Annotated in this window: 17 protein-coding genes and 1 riboswitch; of the genes, 5 read left to right on the top strand and 12 right to left on the bottom strand. The window is 39.6% G+C overall.

Annotation, left to right across the window (positions count from 1 at the left end; genetic code table 11):
* Positions 1-292 precede the first annotated feature (292 nt).
* Positions 293-2,260 carry a monovalent cation:proton antiporter family protein gene (locus H4J46_RS00420; RefSeq protein ID WP_182231631.1) on the top strand — a complete coding sequence of 656 codons (1,968 nt, stop codon included), beginning with the start codon at positions 293-295 and terminating at the stop codon, positions 2,258-2,260.
* Positions 2,261-2,326: 66 nt separating this feature from the next.
* Here H4J46_RS00420 and H4J46_RS00415 read toward each other — a convergent pair whose 3' ends face one another.
* From H4J46_RS00415 to H4J46_RS00370, 10 genes are all read right to left on the bottom strand, one after another.
* On the bottom strand, positions 2,327-3,478 hold the full coding sequence (locus H4J46_RS00415) for a patatin-like phospholipase family protein (protein WP_182231630.1): 1,152 nt from the start codon (positions 3,476-3,478) through the stop codon (positions 2,327-2,329).
* Between the two features lie 253 nt (positions 3,479-3,731).
* Positions 3,732-4,049, bottom strand: a complete 318-nt coding sequence (locus tag H4J46_RS00410) for a DUF3718 domain-containing protein (RefSeq protein WP_259365617.1) — start codon at positions 4,047-4,049, stop codon at positions 3,732-3,734.
* 106 nt (positions 4,050-4,155) lie between these two features.
* Positions 4,156-4,248: riboswitch (cyclic di-GMP riboswitch) on the bottom strand.
* Positions 4,249-4,463: 215 nt separating this feature from the next.
* Positions 4,464-5,120 (bottom strand): 3-oxoacid CoA-transferase subunit B, encoded by a 657-nt coding sequence (locus tag H4J46_RS00405; protein WP_182231628.1) that lies wholly within the window; start codon positions 5,118-5,120, stop codon positions 4,464-4,466.
* Between the two features lie 23 nt (positions 5,121-5,143).
* The gene (locus tag H4J46_RS00400) at positions 5,144-5,851 is read right to left on the bottom strand and encodes a CoA transferase subunit A (protein WP_182231627.1); all 708 of its coding nucleotides are present in this window, start codon (positions 5,849-5,851) and stop codon (positions 5,144-5,146) included.
* Between the two features lie 111 nt (positions 5,852-5,962).
* On the bottom strand, positions 5,963-6,880 hold the full coding sequence (locus tag H4J46_RS00395; protein ID WP_182231626.1) for a hydroxymethylglutaryl-CoA lyase: 918 nt from the start codon (positions 6,878-6,880) through the stop codon (positions 5,963-5,965).
* Positions 6,880-8,892, bottom strand: a complete 2,013-nt coding sequence (locus H4J46_RS00390) for an acetyl/propionyl/methylcrotonyl-CoA carboxylase subunit alpha (protein WP_182231625.1) — start codon at positions 8,890-8,892, stop codon at positions 6,880-6,882. Before H4J46_RS00390 ends, H4J46_RS00395 begins: the two co-directional genes overlap by 1 nt.
* 5 nt (positions 8,893-8,897) lie before the next feature.
* Positions 8,898-9,746 (bottom strand): enoyl-CoA hydratase/isomerase family protein, encoded by an 849-nt coding sequence (locus tag H4J46_RS00385; RefSeq protein ID WP_182231624.1) that lies wholly within the window; start codon positions 9,744-9,746, stop codon positions 8,898-8,900.
* 11 nt (positions 9,747-9,757) lie between these two features.
* Positions 9,758-11,365, bottom strand: a complete 1,608-nt coding sequence (locus tag H4J46_RS00380) for a carboxyl transferase domain-containing protein (protein WP_182136396.1) — start codon at positions 11,363-11,365, stop codon at positions 9,758-9,760.
* 270 nt (positions 11,366-11,635) lie between these two features.
* Positions 11,636-12,805, bottom strand: a complete 1,170-nt coding sequence (locus H4J46_RS00375) for an isovaleryl-CoA dehydrogenase (RefSeq protein WP_182231623.1) — start codon at positions 12,803-12,805, stop codon at positions 11,636-11,638.
* Between the two features lie 118 nt (positions 12,806-12,923).
* A complete protein-coding gene (locus H4J46_RS00370; RefSeq protein ID WP_182136398.1) occupies positions 12,924-13,316 on the bottom strand; it encodes a MerR family DNA-binding transcriptional regulator in 393 nt (130 codons plus the stop codon).
* 382 nt (positions 13,317-13,698) lie between these two features.
* Here H4J46_RS00370 and H4J46_RS00365 point away from each other — a divergent pair, with 382 nt between their 5' ends.
* Positions 13,699-14,883, top strand: coding sequence for an acetyl-CoA C-acyltransferase (locus tag H4J46_RS00365; protein WP_182231622.1), 1,185 nt, complete (start codon positions 13,699-13,701; stop codon positions 14,881-14,883).
* 189 nt (positions 14,884-15,072) lie between these two features.
* On the opposite strand, the gene H4J46_RS00360 is transcribed toward H4J46_RS00365, so the two are convergent.
* A complete protein-coding gene (locus tag H4J46_RS00360) occupies positions 15,073-15,555 on the bottom strand; it encodes an Lrp/AsnC family transcriptional regulator (RefSeq protein WP_182231621.1) in 483 nt (160 codons plus the stop codon).
* Positions 15,556-15,917: 362 nt separating this feature from the next.
* On the opposite strand from H4J46_RS00360, the gene H4J46_RS00355 reads away from it, so the two are divergent.
* Complete coding sequence (locus tag H4J46_RS00355; protein ID WP_182231620.1) at positions 15,918-16,982, top strand: branched-chain amino acid aminotransferase; 1,065 nt, start codon at positions 15,918-15,920, stop codon at positions 16,980-16,982.
* Between the two features lie 437 nt (positions 16,983-17,419).
* Here the strand turns inward: H4J46_RS00355 and recQ are convergent, their stop codons facing one another.
* Positions 17,420-19,216 carry a DNA helicase RecQ gene (gene recQ / locus H4J46_RS00350; protein WP_182231619.1) on the bottom strand — a complete coding sequence of 599 codons (1,797 nt, stop codon included), beginning with the start codon at positions 19,214-19,216 and terminating at the stop codon, positions 17,420-17,422.
* Between the two features lie 629 nt (positions 19,217-19,845).
* On the opposite strand from recQ, the gene H4J46_RS16985 reads away from it, so the two are divergent.
* Both H4J46_RS16985 and H4J46_RS16980 read left to right on the top strand, forming a co-directional pair.
* Positions 19,846-20,121, top strand: a complete 276-nt coding sequence (locus H4J46_RS16985) for a DUF2846 domain-containing protein (RefSeq protein WP_259365616.1) — start codon at positions 19,846-19,848, stop codon at positions 20,119-20,121.
* A gap of 27 nt (positions 20,122-20,148) precedes the next feature.
* A complete protein-coding gene (locus tag H4J46_RS16980; protein WP_259365615.1) occupies positions 20,149-20,304 on the top strand; it encodes a DUF2846 domain-containing protein in 156 nt (51 codons plus the stop codon).
* Positions 20,305-20,488 lie beyond the last annotated feature (184 nt).

The raw sequence follows: 20,488 nt of genomic DNA, 5'->3' as shown, positions 1-20,488 counted from the left end.
AATTTACGTCGTTTCTAGCCATAGCTAGTTAATGCGATTGTAAAAAAATTAAAAATTAAAAAATAAGTTAAGTAACAGTTTTTAAGCGTTTTTTTACAAAAATATAATAAAATACTTTAGACAAAACAACCTACACAAGGCTACACTTAGTAGGAAAATACGATGTAAACGCTTTCAGTTTGTTCTATTTTGCGTTTCATAGCAGCCTCATTTGAATGTGCTGGGTATTAATTATAATTTCAACCAGTGCAATTCTGCAACTTTCAGTTTCATCACCTTCGAAGGAATACATGTGACAGGTCACCTTGAATTACTCGCTATATTGTCCAGTGCCGTTTTAATTGTTTGGCTTTTTCGACGCTTGCAATTGCCAGCGATTTTGGCGTATTTAGTGGCAGGTGTGCTGGTGGGTGACCATGGCTTAGCTATTGCTCAAGAACATGTTAATTATGAACATTTTGCTGAACTTGGTATTGTATTTCTACTTTTTACCCTTGGGCTTGAATTTTCATTACCTAAATTAGTTTCTATGCGGCATCTGGTGGTTACTGTGGGTAGCTTACAAGTGATTATTTCACTTGTGTTATTTATGTTGGTGGCGATGTTTTTAGGGCAAAGCCTAGATGCGGCAATAACCATTGGCGGTATATTAGCACTCTCTTCTACCGCTATTGTTATTCGCCAGTTAAGTGAAAGTGGCGGCATGAAGAAAAAGTCAGGCCAATTATCCGTGGCAGTGCTGCTGTTTCAAGATGTTGCTGTGGTGCCATTGTTAATTATTATCCCTTTATTAGCCCAAGGCGGCGATTCTTCTTTTATTATGGCGTTATTATTTGCATTAGTTAAAGGGGTATTTGTTGTTTCACTATTATTATTTGCTGGTAAATGGTTATTACCTAGATTATTCAATTTAGTGGCTCAAGTTAGAACTGATGAATTATTTGTCTTAACCACATTACTCGTGACTCTGGTGGCATCAGCATTAACACAATGGTTTGGCCTTTCGATGGCGTTAGGAGCATTTTTAGCGGGTATGATGTTAGGAGAGAGCCAATATAAACATCAGCTTGAAGCTGACATTAGACCCTATCGTGATATTTTATTGGGGTTATTTTTTGTCACTGTGGGCATGAAGCTCAATATCAATGTGGTTTTTTCTTCTCCTTTGATCATTATTTCGCTGTTAGTCTGTTTTATGGTGATTAAAGTGCTGGTGATTGTTTTACTAGCAAAACGTGCTGGAGAGTCTTCTAAAGATGCTTGGGCTGCCGGTATTATGTTGGCGCAAATGGGTGAATTTGGTTTTGTTTTAATTGCGTTAGCTAGCCAAGTTGAAGTGTTACCTGAAACCACGGCATCTATTTTACTGGGTACGGGTGTGCTGAGTATGGCAATAACGCCTTATATGATCAGTCATGCACGCAGCTGGGCACTTTGGTTGAGCCGTGAAAAACCACTGGACAGCCAAGCGTTAGAAGAATTACCTCAAAGTACAACACTCAGTGACCATGTTATTATTTGCGGCTTTGGCCGTATTGGACAAACCGTTAGTCGCTTCTTAAAACAAGAGTCGATCGACTTTGTCGCTATCGATATTGACCCCTTACGGACAAGCAAAGCCAGAGAAGCAGGTGAAAACGTGCTTTTTGGCTCTTCTAGGCAGGCTGAATTGTTGCATGCTGCAAAGTTATCAAAAGCTAAGCTGGTTGTTATCGCTTTTGGTGAAGATAAACAATCACTTGATGTTATTCAAAAAGTACGCTCTTTATCGCCTAACGTGCCTATTTTAGTGCGTACACGCAACGACGATCAGTTAGACGAATTACATGCGGCGGGTGCAAATGAAGTGGTTCCAGAGAGCCTAGAAGGCAGTTTAATGCTAGTGTCTCAAGTTTTGTCATTATCAGGCGTACCTTTTTCTAGAATTGTTCGCCGTGTGCAAAAAGAGCGTAAGAACCACTACAATCATTTGCATGGCTTCTTTCAAGGCGAGCATACTGATATGAGCCCTGATAGTATTGACCGTATTGAATTTGCGCATGCGATTATATTAGCCGATGATTCTTTTGCTAATGGCCATTCAATTGGTTCATTAAAACTACATGAGCGCCGTGTTATTGTGGTCGCATTACGTCGCAATAACATTGAAAGCGAAGAACCTGACGTTGGCACGATATTACAATCACAAGATACCCTAATTGTGCGTGGCAAACCTAGACGGGTAGAGCGGGCTGAACGTTTTGTCCAAGAAGGGCATTAGCTTATTTGATGGTATGAATGAGTTGATAAAGCAAAAAGCTTGTTTAAGGCTTTTAATTAACATAGCTTAGATATCAAGAAATTGGCGAATTTTAGTTTCTTGCTCAAGCGCGTCATTAAAGCCAAGGTCTATTAGTTCTTTACAATAGTTTTTTTCAAACAATAAGTAGCTGACTAAGCTAGATTCCGCATCATTGCTAATCCCCATGCTGCGTAATAATAGTCGAATCGACAAAGGCAGTTTATCGTAATACTTCACCGCAATACTGTTAAAGTTATGACTAGGATTAAGCAGGTAGGATTCAATGTTTTTTAAACCAGAAATATTTTTTTTCTTTTCATCTGGTATTAGCGATAAGGTGTTGTTAACCCTCTCCATGCGTTCAATATCACTTTGCAGGGTATCTGAGAAAACAGAATCAAGTAGGTGACTTGCGATTGCCGCTGTTGTTGGTGGATGTGGGTTATTTTCAACCGCATGAAGTGGTTCTTTTGGTTGCTCGACACCAACAATAAATATTTTCTCTGCTCCTAAGTGGATAGCAGGACTTAACGGAGACAATTGGTGAACTGAACCATCGCCTAAATGATGGCGTTGTATTCTTTCTGACGGAAACACCAATGGAATAGCCGCTGATGCCATTAAATGTTGGCTGTTTAATTGCGTAGGCTCGCCCCTTCGCTTTGATCTAAACCAAGGCGAAATAGACGCTTCTGATTGAAAAAAACTAATCGAGTCACCGCTGGAATAACTTGATGCTGTCACCGATACTGCGGAGAGATAACCGCGTCTAATATTGGTATCTATTCGGCTAAAATCTACTACAGTTTCAAATAGTTGCCTAAGCGGCGCGTTGTTTAATAAGCTTCGGGCACTTTTATTGGCATAATCTGCCTGAAAGTTACCTAAAACACCACCGATTAAGTGACTAAACACACGTATGGGGTCCGTATGATAAATTCTTTCAGGATCGAGATTTTTCCAGACCCACTCCAATTTCTTGACCGCCAACTGAAAACAGGAGGCGTAACAAGCTAACGCGGTTGAGTTGATAGCACCTGCTGAAGTACCACAAATGATTGGAAAAGGTACGCCATGATTACGTGGCATAAATTTAGCTATTGCAGACAAAACACCAACCTGATAAGCGGCACGTGCGCCTCCACCGGTTAATACTAAAGCGTTATTACTGTTGATGTAGCTACGTTTATTCGTCATTAATTAAACCGATGTTATTAAAGTCAAACGTGATTTTAATCAGTTTTTTATAGGGTGGCTAGTTGAAATGAATAATACTTGCTTGCCAGTGAGGGTTAATAGAAAAAAGGCCAACAAATGTTGGACTTTTAATGACACAAGAATTATTGACTAGTAAAACATTGAACTTATAGTCATTGATATAAAGCATTTCTCATGTACTTAATTCAAAAGCTATTACTTTAAGTATAAACGACTACAGGAAAATAAACGTCTAACCACTAACCCGTGCGTTTGCGGCGTCGATTAATGGTTGTGAGCCATGTTGAATAAGTGGCAAGTTTTCAGAAACAACGCTCTTTGGTAATTTACTAATCATCAAAGAGCCTGTCTCAACTGAACCCTTGGTAGCAGCAAATTCTAACAAGTTTTCACCATTACATTTGATCTCTGGAAAGATATTACGAATTTTTAATCTCTTCACCTTTAAGAATGAACGCATACGTCTTTTGTCGTCTGCAGCAATATACTCACATATACTTAGTGCAATGCCAGCGGCTTGCGCCTGCGGCGTTGATACAATAGATGTCATTGTCAAAGCAGTGATGGTAGTAACTAGTAATAATTTGTTCATTTTAATAACCTTTTACAGTACAAATAGAGTTAATAAAAGAAAAACCACAGGATGTATCTAATAACACGGAGACTCCGCTGCCATAGATAAAGATAGTATTATCCTTAGACCGGTGGTTTTGCGTAACACGTTTTCGCGTGTGTTGCCTTTTCTTTGTCAGTGTAATTATCACTAAACTTATAGTTAATTGCAACCCAATGGGTGAAACACTATTTTTGGCTTAGATCGTGATAAATATTTATCACGTATCAATAGAAGCGATGACAATGAGTGTGATTTCGGCTAATTATAATTCCAAACTGAATGTAAAGATAGGGGCCGCAGCCCCTTGTTTTATATGTTTTAATTCATTATCAACTGCTTGTTATCACTTTATAATTGCATCTCAGGCACGTCGCCTTCAACAACAAGTTCACCTTCAGTTAATGATATTATTTCTGCGACTGACACGCCAGGTGCACGTTCTAATAAGTAAAATTTACCATTTTTTATTTCAATAAAAGCCAGATCAGTTAACACTCTTTTAATACAGCCTTTACCGGTTAACGGCAGCGTACAATTACTTAACAACTTAGACACACCATGTTTAGAGGCATGGGTCATCGTCACAATAATATTGTCTGCACCGGCGACTAAATCCATCGCACCGCCCATACCTTTAATTAACTTACCAGGGATCATGTAAGAGGCAATATTACCATTTATATCAACCTCAAAGGCGCCTAAAACGGTTAAATCAACGTGACCACCTCTAATCATGGCAAATGATTGTGCTGAATCAAAAATTGATGCGCCTTTTGCCATTGTCACTGTTTGTTTACCCGCATTGATCAGATCGGCGTCAATTTCTGCTTCGGTGGGAAATTGTCCCATGCCTAGTAAGCCGTTTTCAGACTGCAGCATGACTTCGATCCCTTCAGGAATATAGTTTGCCACTAAGGTTGGAATACCTATACCTAAGTTAACGTAGTACCCGTCTTGTAATTCTTGTGCTACCCGCTGTGCTAGTTGTTCTCTTGTTAAAGCCATAAATTACTCCTTACTAACACTGATTATTCTGAGTCGCTACGAACAGTGCGCTGTTCAATGCGTTTTTCAAATGTACCTAAGATTAAGCGATTAACATAAATGCCTGGCGTATGAATGTGATCAGGGTCTAATTCGCCTGGTTCCACAATCTCTTCTACTTCTACTACGGTTATTTTACCTGCGGTTGCCGCCATAGGATTGAAGTTACGCGCGGTTTTTCTAAACACTAAGTTGCCATAACGATCGGCTTTCCATGCTTTTACAATAGCAAAATCGCCTTTAATTGCCGGTTCTAAAATGTAATGCCGACCATCAAACTCGCGTTCTTCTTTGCCTTCAGCTACTGGTGTGCCATAGCCTGTCGCTGTAAAGAAAGCCGGAATACCAGCACCGCCAGCACGCATTTTCTCTGCTAAGGTGCCTTGTGGTGTCAATTCAACTTCGAGCTCACCGTTCATCATCTGACGTTCAAACTCAGCATTTTCACCAACGTAAGAGGCAATAATTTTTTTGATTTGACGGTTAGGCAGTAAAATGCCAAGACCAAAATCGTCTACACCGCAGTTATTTGAAACCAGGGTTAAGCCTTTAGTACCTTTACGCTGAATTTCGCGTATTAAATTTTCAGGAATACCACATAAACCAAAACCACCAGCAATTACGGTCATATTGTCTTTAAGACCGGCCATTGCTTCTTCATAGCTTGACACTACTTTGTCAAATCCTGCCATTATTTGCTCCTCAATATTAATGTTTAATTTATATTTTATTCGCTGATCTAGGTAATGCTCACGATCAACGCCAGGTAATTCTTTAGTTAACTTTTTAGTTTATATCTTAGATTATTTTGCACGACAGGCTATCGAGACTTTTGATAACGGCGCCTTGCCTAATTTGTCGCTAATAAACCATCCTGCAGCCAGTAATTTTTCAAAATCAATATTAGTTTTTATACCTAAGCCATTGAGCATATATAACACGTCTTCAGTGGCGACATTGCCTGATGCCCCCTTAGCATATGGGCAACCACCAAGACCTGCAATAGCACTATCGACTACCTTTACGCCCATAGCAAGCGCCGCGTAAATGTTGGTCAAAGCCTGTCCATAGGTATCATGAAAGTGCACAGCCAACTTATCAACGGGGACTTTAGCACTAACAGCCTGTAACATTTTTTGGACACTGGCTGGCGTACCAACACCAATAGTGTCGCCAAGTGATATTTCGTAACAGCCCATTTTATATAACTTTTCTGCCACTTCTGCTACTTGTTCTGCTGCAATATCACCATCGTAAGGACAACCAACGACACAAGACACATAGCCACGCACACGAATGTTAGCGGCTTTTGCCGCTTGCATAATGGATTCAAAACGTTGCAAACTTTCATCAATCGAGCAATTAATATTTTTCTGACTAAAGGCTTCTGATGCCGCGCCAAAAATAGCGATTTCATTGGCATTCACCGCCATTGCTGCTTCAAAGCCTTTCATATTTGGCGTTAATGCGGCGTATGTAACACCGCTTTTGCGCTTAATCCCTTTGAAAACATCACTAGAAGTGGCCATTTGTGGCACCCATTTAGGTGAGACAAAACTGCCGCTTTCAATGTAGCTGACACCGGCGTCGGCTAACCTTTCAATTAACGCTATTTTATCTTCTGCGCTAATCTGTAGCTTTTCATTTTGTAGACCATCGCGTGGCCCCACTTCAACTATTTTTACTGAATTTGGTAATGAAAATTGAGCAATATCAGTCATTATGCCTCCTCTGCGGTAAAGGCAATTAATTCAGCACCGCCGTCAACCATATCACCATCTTTATAATATAGAGCATCTACAACACCATTACTTGGCGCGCGAATGGTATGTTCCATCTTCATTGCCTCCATGATCATCAAGGGTTGATTTGCAATCACATTATCACCGGCTTTTATTAATACTGACACCATGGTGCCGTTCATGGGCGCAACCAAGCCACCATGGTTATCATCAGTACTATTGTCGCCACAGTCAGGCAATATATGAATAAAATTAAACACACCATTTTGATGAAAAAGGCTAATTTGGTTAGCATTTTTTGCAATCGTTGCATGACTGCGGTAGCCGTCAATACTGGCGTATAAAGTCTCGTTTTCAATACGACCTTGGCAGTCAACGGTTTGGCCATCAACCGAGATTAAGTAATAACTACCACTACCTTGACGTTTTTGCTCGACTATAATCGGGTATTCTGTGCCATTATGAGCTAATACCATGTGATGAATATTCGCTTCATTTAAGCGCCAGGCATTCGTCATATTCCAAGGTGAGAATGGGTCGTTGGTTTTTGCGGCTTTTGCTCGTGCTTGCTTTGCTTGTGACAACACTAAATAAAGCGCCGCCATTGGCAGTTCGCCAGCAAGGGATTGTTCGTTGTCATGAAATATTATTGCTTGGTTTGTTTCAATAAAACTGGTGTCAATATCCGCATTAACAAATGGCGCACAAGTGGCTAAGTTATAAAGAAAATCAATATTGGTTGTTACACCACTAATACGATACTCCGACAAGGCTTTCGCTAGACGCTGTAAGGCTTTTTCACGGCTTTCATCCCAAACAATTAATTTTGCAATCATAGGATCGTAAAACACGCTCACTTCGTCACCCTGGCGTACACCGGTATCAACACGAACAAATTCACTTTCAACGGGGGGTTGTAAAAAGTCTAATATGCCAGTGGCAGGTAAAAAGTCATTATTGGGATCTTCAGCGTAAATACGGGCTTCAAAAGCATGGCCGTTAATTTTCAGTTCGTGTTGAGCTTTAGGTAATATTTCACCTGCCGCAACACGTAATTGCCATTCCACCAGATCTTGACCGGTAATTAATTCAGTCACGGGGTGCTCTACTTGTAAGCGAGTATTCATTTCCATAAAGTAAAATGAACTGTCAACATCAAGTAAAAACTCAACCGTACCAGCACCTTGATAACCAATAGCTTGTGCAGATTTTATAGCTGACTCACCCATTTGGGTACGTAGCTCTTCGCTCATACTAAAGGCTGGCGCTTCTTCAATTACTTTTTGATGACGACGTTGTACTGAACAGTCGCGCTCAAAAAGATAAACCGCGTTTTGATGATTATCACAAAACACTTGAATTTCAACATGGCGAGGTTGAGTTAAGTACTTTTCAACTAACATTCTATCATCACCAAAAGATGATTTTGCTTCGCGCTTAGCCGCGGCAAATCCTTCAGCAAATTCATTTTCATGCCAAACTTGCCGCATACCTTTACCACCGCCGCCAGCGGTAGCTTTGAGTAATACCGGATAGCCCATATCATCAGCGGCTTTTTTGATTACAGCCTCTGATTGGTCATCACCATGATAACCTGGCACTAAAGGCACTTGGGCCTTCTCCATAATATTTTTAGCAGCAGACTTTGAACCCATAGCTTCAATAGCAGCAACCGGTGGGCCAATAAAGGTAATACCTTCTTTGGTACACATACGACAAAATTCAGCATTTTCAGATAGAAAGCCGTAACCGGGATGAATAGCTTGTGCGCCGGTACGTTTCGCGGCTTCAATTACTTTCTCTGACAATAAGTAACTTTCGCGTGAAGGTGAGCCACCAATATGGATCGCTTCATCGGCCATATTGACGTGCAATGATTCAGCATCAGCATCAGAATAAACGGCGACTGTTAATATGCCCATTTTGCGTGCGGTTTTAATAACACGACAAGCGATTTCACCACGGTTGGCAATTAGTATTTTAGTAAACATAAATTTTATCCTTCGCCTTTATTTGTTGATGTTTTTGACTTGGCTTGCCAAGCAGGTCGGCGTTTTTCAAAAAATGCCGTGAGGCCTTCTTGACCTTCTGCGGAAACACGAATGGCTGCAATACGCTCACAGGTGTTTTTAATCAGTGCTTCGTCAATATCTTGGTAAGCTACATCAAAGGCTAGCTGCTTTGCTTGTCGCACGGCTAATGGCCCATTGGCTAATAGTGTGTTTACCATTTCAGTAACCGCGCTATCTAATGCGGTTAACGGGTATATTTCATCGACTAAACCAAGTTGCTGTGCTTTGTCAGCAAAAAATCGCTCAGCAGTTTGAAAATAACGTCTGCTGGATTTCTGGCCGATCGCGTTAACCACATAAGGGCTAATAGTGGCAGGAATTAAGCCTAATTTTACTTCACTTAAACAAAAACTCGCTTTGTCGCTGGCAAGAACGATGTCGCAACAACTTGCGAGCCCAACAGCGCCGCCAAAGGCAGCACCTTGCACTTTAGCAATGGTAGGCTGTGGTAAGAAGTTAAGGTTTTTCAACATTTGGGCGAGGGCGTTAGCGTCCGATAAATTTTCTTCATAAGAGTAAGATGCCATGCGCTGCATCCAAGCTAAATCAGCGCCAGCAGAAAAGTTTTTTCCGGTTGACGCCAGTACCATGACATTAATGTCATGGCATTGTGCTATTGCCTGAAACAGTTGATTTAGTGCAAAAATAATACTGTCATCAAAGGCATTATGCTTTTCAGGATTATTTAAGGTAACCGTTGCTACGCCGTGGCAATCAACATCGAACAATACTTGTTCACTAGGACTTTTTATTTGGTTATATGAAAACATCATCAATTTTCCCCTTACATTCTAAAGAGACCAAACTTGGTCTCTTTTATAGGTTTATTAAGTGATGCTGAAATGGCCAAACCAAGTACTTGACGCGTATCGGCAGGGTCAATCACGCCATCGTCCCATAAACGTGCTGAGGCATAATATGGATGACCTTGATGTTCGTAATTATCGATGATGGGTTGTTTGAAGTTTGCTTCTTCTTCTGCGCTCCATTGTTCACCACGAAGATCTTTTTGATCTCGTTTAACTTGGGCTAATACGCCAGCCGCTTGTTCGCCACCCATCACTGAAATACGCGAGTTTGGCCACATAAATAGAAAGCGTGGGTCGTAAGCACGGCCACACATGCCATAGTTACCTGCACCAAAACTACCACCAATTAAAATGGTAAATTTAGGCACTTGTGCGGTTGCAACCGCGGTGACCATTTTTGCGCCATGTTTTGCGATACCGCCTGCTTCATATTGTTGACCTACCATGAAACCGGTAATGTTTTGTAAAAATACTAATGGAATTTTTCGTTGGGCACACAGCTCAATAAAGTGCGCGCCTTTTTGTGCTGATTCGCCAAACAAAATGCCATTATTGGCAATAATGCCGACTTGGTAACCATAAATACGGGCAAAGCCACAAACTAAGGTGGTGCCATAAAGCGCTTTAAATTCATCAAATTCACTGCCGTCAACCACACGGGCGATAATTTCACGCACATCATAAGGTTGACGAGAGTCTTTGGGTACAATGCCATAGACTTCTTCTGTGGCATAAGCGGGTTCAACAACTTCTTTAATGGCCATTTGTACGGGTTTAACCCGATTTAAATTACCAATAGCGCTACGAGCAATTTCTAAAGCATGGTGATCATTTTGCGCATAGTGGTCGGCAACACCTGAGGTACGACAATGCACATCAGCGCCACCTAAATCTTCAGCACTGACTACTTCACCGGTTGCGGCTTTAACTAATGGCGGGCCTGCAAGGAAGATAGTACCTTGTTCTTTTACGATAATAGATTCGTCAGCCATAGCTGGAACATAAGCACCACCAGCGGTACATGAACCCATCACTACCGCTATTTGTGGAATGCTTTGCGCTGACATATTGGCTTGGTTGAAAAAAATACGACCAAAATGTTCTTTATCCGGAAAAACGTCATCTTGATTCGGTAAGTTTGCACCACCTGAATCGACTAAATAGATACAAGGTAAGTTGTTTTCTTGCGCGATAGCTTGGGCACGCAAATGCTTTTTCACCGTTAACGGGAAATAAGTACCTCCCTTTACGGTCGCGTCATTGGCAATAATAAGACATTCTTGACCACCCACACGGCCAATACCTGTGATGATACCTGCAGCGGGAACGTTATCATCATAAACTTTAAAGGCGGCTAATTGTGATAATTCAAGAAATGCAGAGCCGGGGTCGAGTAGGGCATAAACTCGATCTCTAGGTAATAATTTACCACGTGATAAATGACGTTCTCGACTGCGTTCACCACCACCCAATTTGATCTCTTCTAACTTAACTTTTAAATCATCAACTTGTAGTTGCATATGGGCAGCATTTTCGATGAAATCAGGGCTGCGGGGATTAATTTTTGATATTATCTTAGCCACGGTATAACCTTATGTTTTGTTAAACTCTTGCTTTGTCAGCGCATATTGATATTGTTTTCGATTCACTAATATTAAATCTGTGCTTAATGAGTGATGAGTATTCAATAGCAATAGTCACTGAAGTATTTTATAGCTTGTTCTTTTTTTGAGCATCGAGCTAATCTCGAAGCCAATAGCGCAAGTGCAATAAAAAACACCTAGCATAGTTGCCTATCTGGGTGTTTTTATGTAGAAATCGCGTCATTAGCAACGAAAAAGCGAAAGTGAGCTTTAAACTGATTCGTTAAACAGTTCGCGGCCGATTAGCATACGGCGAATTTCTGAGGTACCAGCACCAATTTCATATAACTTAGCATCACGTAACAAACGTCCAGCAGGGAATTCATTAATGTAACCGTTGCCGCCAAGTAATTGAATGGCGTCTAAAGCCATTTTTGTGGCTAGTTCTGCTGAATATAAAATAACACCCGCGGCATCTTTACGAGTTGTTTCACCGCGATCGGCTGCCATTGCACACAAGTAAGCATAAGATTTAGCCGCATTCATTTGGGTGTACATGTCGGCAATTTTTCCTTGAATTAATTGAAATTCACCAATGGCTTGACCAAATTGCTTTCTGTCATGAATGTAAGGTACAACTAAGTCCATACAAGCGTCCATAATACCTAGCGGGCCGCCAGTTAATACGATGCGTTCATAATCTAAGCCTGACATTAATACCCGAACGCCTTTGCCTTCGCCGCCTAAAATGTTTTCAGCGGGCACCTCACAATCTTGGAAGACTAATTCACAGGTATTAGAGCCGCGCATACCTAATTTATCTAATTTTTGATGACGTGAAAAACCTGGATAGTCACGTTCAACGATAAAGGCAGTAATACCTTTAGAACCTGCACTAGTATCAGTTTTTGCATAGATAATAAAAACATTGGCATCAGGACCGTTAGTGATCCACATTTTGTTGCCATTAAGAATGTATTTATCACCTTGTTTCTTAGCGGTAAGTTTCATACTGACTACATCAGAGCCGGCGTTTGGCTCTGACATGGCTAGCGCACCAATATGTTCACCTGAACAAAGTTTAGGTAAATATTTTTCTTTTTGTTCATGGTTACCATTTTTGTTTAATTGGTTTAAACAAAGGTTAGACATGGCACCATAACTTAGGCCTACAGAGGCAGAAGCACGAGAGATTTCTTGCATAGCCACCATGTGTGCTAAGTAACCTAAACCAGAACCACCGTATTGCTCATCTACTGTCATGCCTAACAAACCTAGGTCGCCAAATTTACGCCATAAGTCCATGGGGAATTCGTTATCTTTATCGACCTGTGCCGCACGAGGGGCAATTTCATCACGAGAAAAAGCGTTCACCGTGGTGCGGATCATGTCAACAGTTTCACCTAGGTTAAAATTCATTGATGAGAAAGTAGAAATCATAGTAGTACCCTTAATAATGGTTTGTCGTGTTAACGCTTTTATTATCACGTTAACTTTTACTTTATTTGTTACGCGACTTAGCGCTTTTATCTATTGCTGCTTATTGACTTACTAACGGTCATTTTTCGATAAGCGCCAAGGTATTTTGGCAATTTTTTTCTAAACCAGTTAATTCAATCAACACCGCCTTAATATCTTCTAACTGCTGATTTAAGTCGTTCTTTTTGTTGGAAATTAATTCCATGATTTGTATTAATTGCGTTGCACTTGAAGTGTCAGCATCGTAAAGCTCAAACAAGCGACCCGTTTCTGCTAATGAAAAACCTAAACGTTTACCACGTAGAATTAACCTTAGTCTAACTCTATCTCTCTGGTTATATATTCTTGTTTGTCCTTTGCGATTTGGTAGTATCAGGCCTTGGTCTTCGTAAAAACGAATACTGCGGGTGGTAATATCAAACTCTCTTGCTAACTCGCCGATAGAGAAGGTGATTGGGTTCTTATCGCTCATTATGGTTACTCATTCTTGTTGCTCTAAGTTAACGCGCTTTTTATTTATGGGATACTTTACAATAAGTTTACGTTAACGTAAAGTGCGAGTGTAAAGTTAGCTAACTGAAGTGCTTTTACATGATAGATAATAGCGGTGCGCAGTTTAAGTCAATGGTGTTATTTAAAGCATAACTGAGCGCATGATTTTGCTTTAAATAACGATAGCAAGTCTTGTAAATACTAGCGTTATTATATTAAAAATTTATAAATTTTACGTTTGTGAAAACTAAATTTACGTTAACCTAATTTGTAATTCTTATCGAGTATTGAAAAATTATCTAACCAACAAATGTCGAAAAAATATCGAGCAAATGTTAAACAACACTTTATCGGAGAACCCTATGTCTACTCAAGATCCAATCGTTATCGTTGCTGCAAAACGTACCCCTATGGGTGGTTTTATGGGCGGCTTATCAGCAGTTAGTGCTACCACTTTAGGTGCAACTGCCATTCGTGGTGCTATGGTGGCCGCTAATTTATCTAATGATCAAGTTGATGAGGTGATCATGGGTTGTGTATTACCTGCGGGCTTAAAACAAGCACCTGCACGTCAAGCGGCATTAGAAGCTGATTTAGCTTTATCAACAGCCTGTACCACTATTAATAAAGTTTGTGGCTCAGGTATGAAAGCGGCTATGCAAGCACATGACGCTCTATTAGCTGGCTCTATTGATGTTGCTGTTGCTGGTGGCATGGAAAGCATGACAAACGCACCACATTTATTACCTAAAGGCAGAGCCGGTATTAAAATGGGTCAAGGCCTAGTACTTGACCACATGATGACCGACGGTTTAGAAAATGCCTACGACGGTATTGCCATGGGGTGTTTTGCACAAACAACGGCTGATGAGTCTGCCTTTACTCGTGAAGATATGGACGCCTATGCTATTCGTTCATTAGCACGTGCTAATGCTGCCATTGCTGATGGCGCATTTGTTAATGAAATTTCACCAGTGACGATTAAATCTCGCCGCGGTGATTCAGTATTTGATATTGATGAACAACCCGGTAATGCTCGTCCAGATAAAATTCCTAGTTTACGTCCTGCGTTTAAAAAAGACGGTACCATTACTGCTGCTAATTCAAGCTCTATTTCTGATGGCGCGGCTGCCTTAGTGATGATGAAATTATCAACAGCACAAAAACAGGGTTTAACACCCTTGTGTAAGATAGTTGCTCATGCGACGAACGCACAAAAACCTGAAGAATTTACCGTTGCGCCAGTCGGTGCGATGCAAAAAGTTCTGGCTAAAGCTAACTGGACAGTAGCTGATGTTGACTTGTTTGAAATCAACGAAGCCTTTGCTATGGTGACTATGTTAGGTATTAAAGCCTTAGACTTAGATGTTGAGAAAGTGAATGTTAATGGCGGTGCTTGTGCATTAGGTCACCCGTTAGGCGCTAGTGGCGCACGTATTATGGTGACGTTAATCCATGCATTGAAAAACAGAAGTTTAAGTAAAGGTGTTGCTTCGTTATGCATCGGTGGCGGTGAAGCAACTGCGATTGCTATTGAAATGATGTAACCAGCACTTAGATTGAAAGCCTACTTATTTGTGGGCTTTTTTGATCTTAATGCTTGTTCTAATGATTAAATAAATAACGCAGTAATTGGTTATTTTAACCAGTAAAATGATCAGATAATTAGTAAGATTGGTATTATCATTGCATTTGTCTATTTAGCTGTATTGGCTAAAGTATTAATGGTTTAGATATTAAACAAGATTTAAATGCTTTAACGGTAACTCGGTTTTATAGCAAATTTGTTTAAGTGAAAAACTGCTTTTTATTAGGCTAATGCCTTCCATATCAGTAACTTTATCTAAAAATATTTGATAACTCATGAGGTCAGGTACGGCCACTCGAATAAGGTAATCAAAATCGCCCGCCATTAGATAACACTCCATTACCTCAGAAAATTGGCTTATGTTATTTTCAAAAACTTCTAAGTTTTTCTTTTCTTGCCTGCTTAATGTTATTTGAATAAAGACATTAACGGGTAAGCCAACCGCTTTTGGATCTAATAAGGTCACTCTACCACGGAAAAAACCTGCGTTTTCTAATAACTTTACACGCCTAGAACAAGGAGAGGGTGAGAGAGAGATCTTGTCAGCTAATTCTAAATTTGAAATGCCAGCATCAAGTTGTAATGCCATTAATATCTCGATATCAATTTTGTCTAGCGTGAAATTAAGCATAAAGTGTTACAGCCTTTGTTTTTAATTAATTGTTAAATGTTAAAGATAATAACCAATTTAGCATTAATTTTTGGTGTTTAAAGCCAATAGTTGTTCATTTAAAGTGTTATTTTGGCATGACTACTTAGTGATTGTCATGCTATATTTCGTCTATAACTTAACCGCGTCAGTATCATTGTCACGGTTCTATATCTAACTTTCTTAATGCTATGTAGAGAACAAGCGTGTTAAAATTACGTTGACTGAACTAACACTGCTGGTTTATCGCTGATAAAAGTAATGGTAAATCAAGCTAAAGCTTTATTTTTCTAAATAGCGGCTGATTGTTGAACAATTAAATAAATAGGTATTAAAGGAAGAAAATGACTATAAAAATTAACCCTCTCAAGCCCGAAAAGCGTCAATCTTGTCCTGAAGAGTTCAGCTTTGGTGTAACATTTTCTGACCATATGTTCACCCAAGAATTTGACGAAGGCAAGGGGTGGCATGATGCACTGATCAGTCCTTATCATTCCTTATTACTTGCACCGTCAGCCGCTGTTTTTCACTATAGTCAGGAAATATTTGAAGGGCTAAAAGCGTATCGGAAACCAAGTGGCGGTATTAATTTATTTCGCCCCCAAGAAAATGTTAAACGTTTTAATCGCTCAGCCAAGCGTATGGTTATGCCTGAAATTGAGGAAGACTTTCATCTAGAGGCGATTAAATCATTAGTCAATCTTGATCAAAATTGGGTACCTGATAAAGAAGGCTCTTCTTTATATATCCGTCCAACGATGATTGCGACTAGCCCTAAACTTGGCCTGGGTGCGAGTTCAAGTTATACCCATTTTATTATTGCTGGTCCCGCAGGTTCTTACTTTAAAGAAGGCTTAAGTCCTATTTCTGTTTATGTGGCTGACGAGTATCGTCGCGCCGTTAAAGGTGGTGTCGGTGAAGCTAAAACCGGTGGCAATTATGCTGCAAGCCTTTATGCCTCTGAAGACGTTATTAAGTTGGGTTACTCACAAGTTTTATGGTTAGACGCCATTGAAGGTCGTTTTATAGAAGAAGTGGGTGCTATGAATATATGCTTTGTTTATGAAGGCACACATATCTATACACCATCACTTAGCGGCAGTATTTTACCTGGAATTACGCGTGATTCTATTTTAAAATTAGCCCCCACACTTGGCTATGAAATATCTGAGCAGCGTTTAGATATTGAACAAATATTAGCGGATATTGACAGTGGAAAAATAACCGAAGTTTTTGGTTGTGGTACTGCAGCGGTTATAGCTCCTGTTGGGAAACTTAGTTTTAAAAGTAAAGAGTACGTTATTAATAATAATCAAGCGGGAGAAGTTGCTAAGCGTTTACATGATGAATTAACCGGCATTCAATATGGCACCCGTGAAGATAAATTTGGTTGGATAGAATCAATTTAATTAAAAATATCACTCGATAGTTTGTTTATGTTTAATCGTTAGGTATTGGTTATCGTCAAGCGGCATAAGACACATTTATTGTGGACTGTTCAAGTCAATTTTAGAGCAGTCGCCGTTTGATGTATGTAACTTGATCTGATGATAATATCTGATAAGCATCAACATCTTCTTTTATACCATAGGGTGTTGAATGATAAAGACCTAATAGCCATTCATTTTCAAACTACCAAAGAACTGCTCAACTACAGCGTTATCCCAACACGCAACAGAGTCACTTATCGAGGCAGTAATATGGTTATTCTTTAGCTGCTATTGAACAAGATGACTCGTATATTCTGAGCCTCTATCATTATGAAATATCATCTCTTTAGTTGGTTGCCTAAGGTTCAGTGCCATTGCATTACCCGCTCAACTAACAATATTACCTAGTTAACTGCCTAGTCTAATAGCGCAATAATTTGTGCACCATAAAGCTCAAGCTTTGTTTTACCTATGCCATTAACCTCTAACAGTTGATTTGAATTTTTGGGATTTCTTTGTGCTATATCCATCAAGGTAGCATCATGAAAAATAACAAATGATGGCACACCTTTTTCTTTAGCCCATAAGGCTCTTTGTTGCCTAAGTTTTTCAAAGTTAGCTTGTTCTTCTGAGGATAAATCACTCTCAATAGCGGGTTTTGAGGGTTGAGTTTGTTTTGATTTTTTATACTTTTGTACTTTAAGTTGTATCGTACATTCACCTTTTAATAGAGGTCGTGCTTTTTCGGTTAATTTTAACACGCCATAATCCATTTCAACGGCTAAATAGCCCATTGAAATAAGCTGTCTAAATACCGTTTGCCATTCAGTTCCAGTAAGTTCGCTACCAATATTATAGGTTGAGAGTTTATCGTGGTTAAGGCTGGTTATTTTTGGTGTTTTTTTACCAGTAAGTACATCAATTTGATGGCCAACGCCAAACCTTTGGCCTGTTCTATAAACCGTAGATAGCGCTTTTCTAGCGGCACTTGTGCCATCCCAAGTCAGAGGAGGATTCAAACAGTTATCACAATTACCACAAGGTTCTGTTAATGTTTCACCAAAATAATTTAATAGCACTTGTCTGCGGCATGAGCTAACTTCACAATAACCCAGTAAGGCATCTATTTTGCGCTGTGTGAGATATTTAAACTGTTCATTGCCATCACTTTGACTGGCCATTTGTTTCAGTTTAATCACATCTTGCATACCATAAGCTAACCAAGTGTTAGCTGGCATACCATCTCGACCGGCTCGTCCAGTTTCTTGATAATAGGCCTCGATACTTTTAGGTAAATTTAAATGTGCAACAAATCGCACGTCGGGCTTGTCAATGCCCATACCAAAGGCAATGGTGGCTACAATAATAATGCCATCTTCTCTAAGGAACCGCTGTTGGTTATTATCTTTAATATAACTGGCTAAACCAGCATGATAGGGCAGGGCAACTTTGCCTTGTTCAGATAACCACTGGGCGGTTGTTTCTACCGACTTTCTCGACAGACAATAAACAATACCCGCATCATTGGTATGCTCGGCATTAATAAACTGCAGCAGCTTTTCTTTGCTATTTTTCTGTTCACTAATCCTATACTGAATATTAGGTCGGTCGAAACTGTGTATAAAAGTTTTAGCGCCTGTTAAATTTAAAACCTGAACGATTTCATCTCGGGTTTTCATATCAGCGGTAGCGGTTAAGGCAATTTTAGGCGTGTTTGGGTATCTATGACCTATGATGGAAAGTTTTTGATATTCAGGTCTAAAATCATGGCCCCATTGCGAAACACAATGAGCCTCGTCAAAGGCAAATAATGCAATAGTGACTTTATCAATAAGGCTAAGAAAATAATCACCTAATAATCTTTCAGGCGCAACATATAACAAGTCGATGTTACCTGACATTATTAGCTGCTCTACACGCCTTTGTTCTTCATAATCTTGTGATGAATTTAAGAATTCAGCTTTCACCCCTTGCAGCTTTAAGGCATCGACTTGATCTTTCATTAAAGCGATCAGTGGCGATACAACGATACCAACACCATCTAAAACTATCGCCGGTATTTGATAACATAATGATTTACCGCCACCCGTTGGCATCAGGGTGAAAACATCGGTGCCACTGATTAATTCACTAATGATATTTGCTTGTTGATGGCGAAAGTCAGCGTAACCAAAGGTGTTTTGTAAAACTGATTTTGCCGTATTGATATCCAAATTAAGTTCCTTGATAAAACTAGATCATATTAAGTCAGCATATTTTTAAGTACAGGGGGTTATAAACAGCCTAGAGAAAAAATTTAACACCCCGAAATCTAATAGACTTTACATTGATGATATTGATTGTTTATTCGTCAATATAGATTTTTTGAGGGTTGTGCATTCGGTGAAGATAGCATTAATGGCGACATAAATGAACACAAGGCAAGTGGATGTTGGTGACTGGTCGTCGTAGCGGACATTTATGGGTATTAGCTCAAACTTAAACTACCACCTTGGCTTTATAGGTTTTGATCAAGACTGACAGTCGGAAAAGCCAAAAAGTGGTCGTTCGTCATAAAAATGCTAATGTTACCTTTGTGCGCATTGAAGACATAAGTCACAAATTATTTGCCGTATATTTTCTAATAAATAATTTATGCATATTACTGAGACTTCTCAGTAATATCCCAGTTATGATAAAAATAAAACATTTATCTTTTCTAAAGCCTTGAAATTATGGGATATTAATAAGGATTAATTAAAGATTATGGGATGAACATTGCTGAGAAGTCTCCATAATAAGCTGTTATGCTATTTAAATTTAACCGAGCATTTGAAGCTCATAATTACAAAAAGGAAATAAAATGAATAAAATTTTAGCTGCTGTTTTAGTCACTGCGTCACTAATGGGCGGGTGTACTAGTGTGCCAATGGAGTCAAAAGAAAAGAGTGAACAAGCAAAACAGTTTAACTCGCCATCTGAAGGTATGGCTGGTTTATATGTTTATAGATCAGGAAGTTTTGGTGGAGTATTGAAAAAAGATGTCTGGTTGGACGGAAAATGTATTGGCGAAACAGCCCCGAATATGTTTTTTTATGAAGAAATAAATGCTGATAGTGAGCACAAGGTTTCAACATAATCAGAATTCTCACCAAACGATCTAATTGTGCAAACGGAAAAAGGTAAAAATTATTTCGTAAGCCAATATATCAAAATGGGTGTTTTTGTTGGTGGTGCTGGTGTGGAACTAGTCGATGAAAAGAAAGGGAAAAAAGAAATATCGAAATTAGACATGGCTATAAAAGGTACGTGTAGCCAATAGCATAACAAGTTGCTCAAACGGACATAAAACAAGTTGGCCGTGCTCATTCTTCGCAAGTATAGCCAACCATTTTATGCCGCTTACCAAAGCGTTATGTTTTCAGGGAATCTATGGCACATTTATCAGAACTATTATTCCATACGGAAGAATTTTTTAAGAGGCATTGGTGGTGTCCTGACGAAAC

Origin of the sequence: Colwellia sp. MB02u-6, from assembly GCF_014077095.1 — a bacterium.
In the GTDB taxonomy this organism is placed as follows: Bacteria; Pseudomonadota; Gammaproteobacteria; order Enterobacterales; family Alteromonadaceae; genus Cognaticolwellia.
The sequence above is the reverse complement of the archived record's forward strand: the minus strand, read 5'-3'. Positions and strand labels throughout refer to the sequence as shown.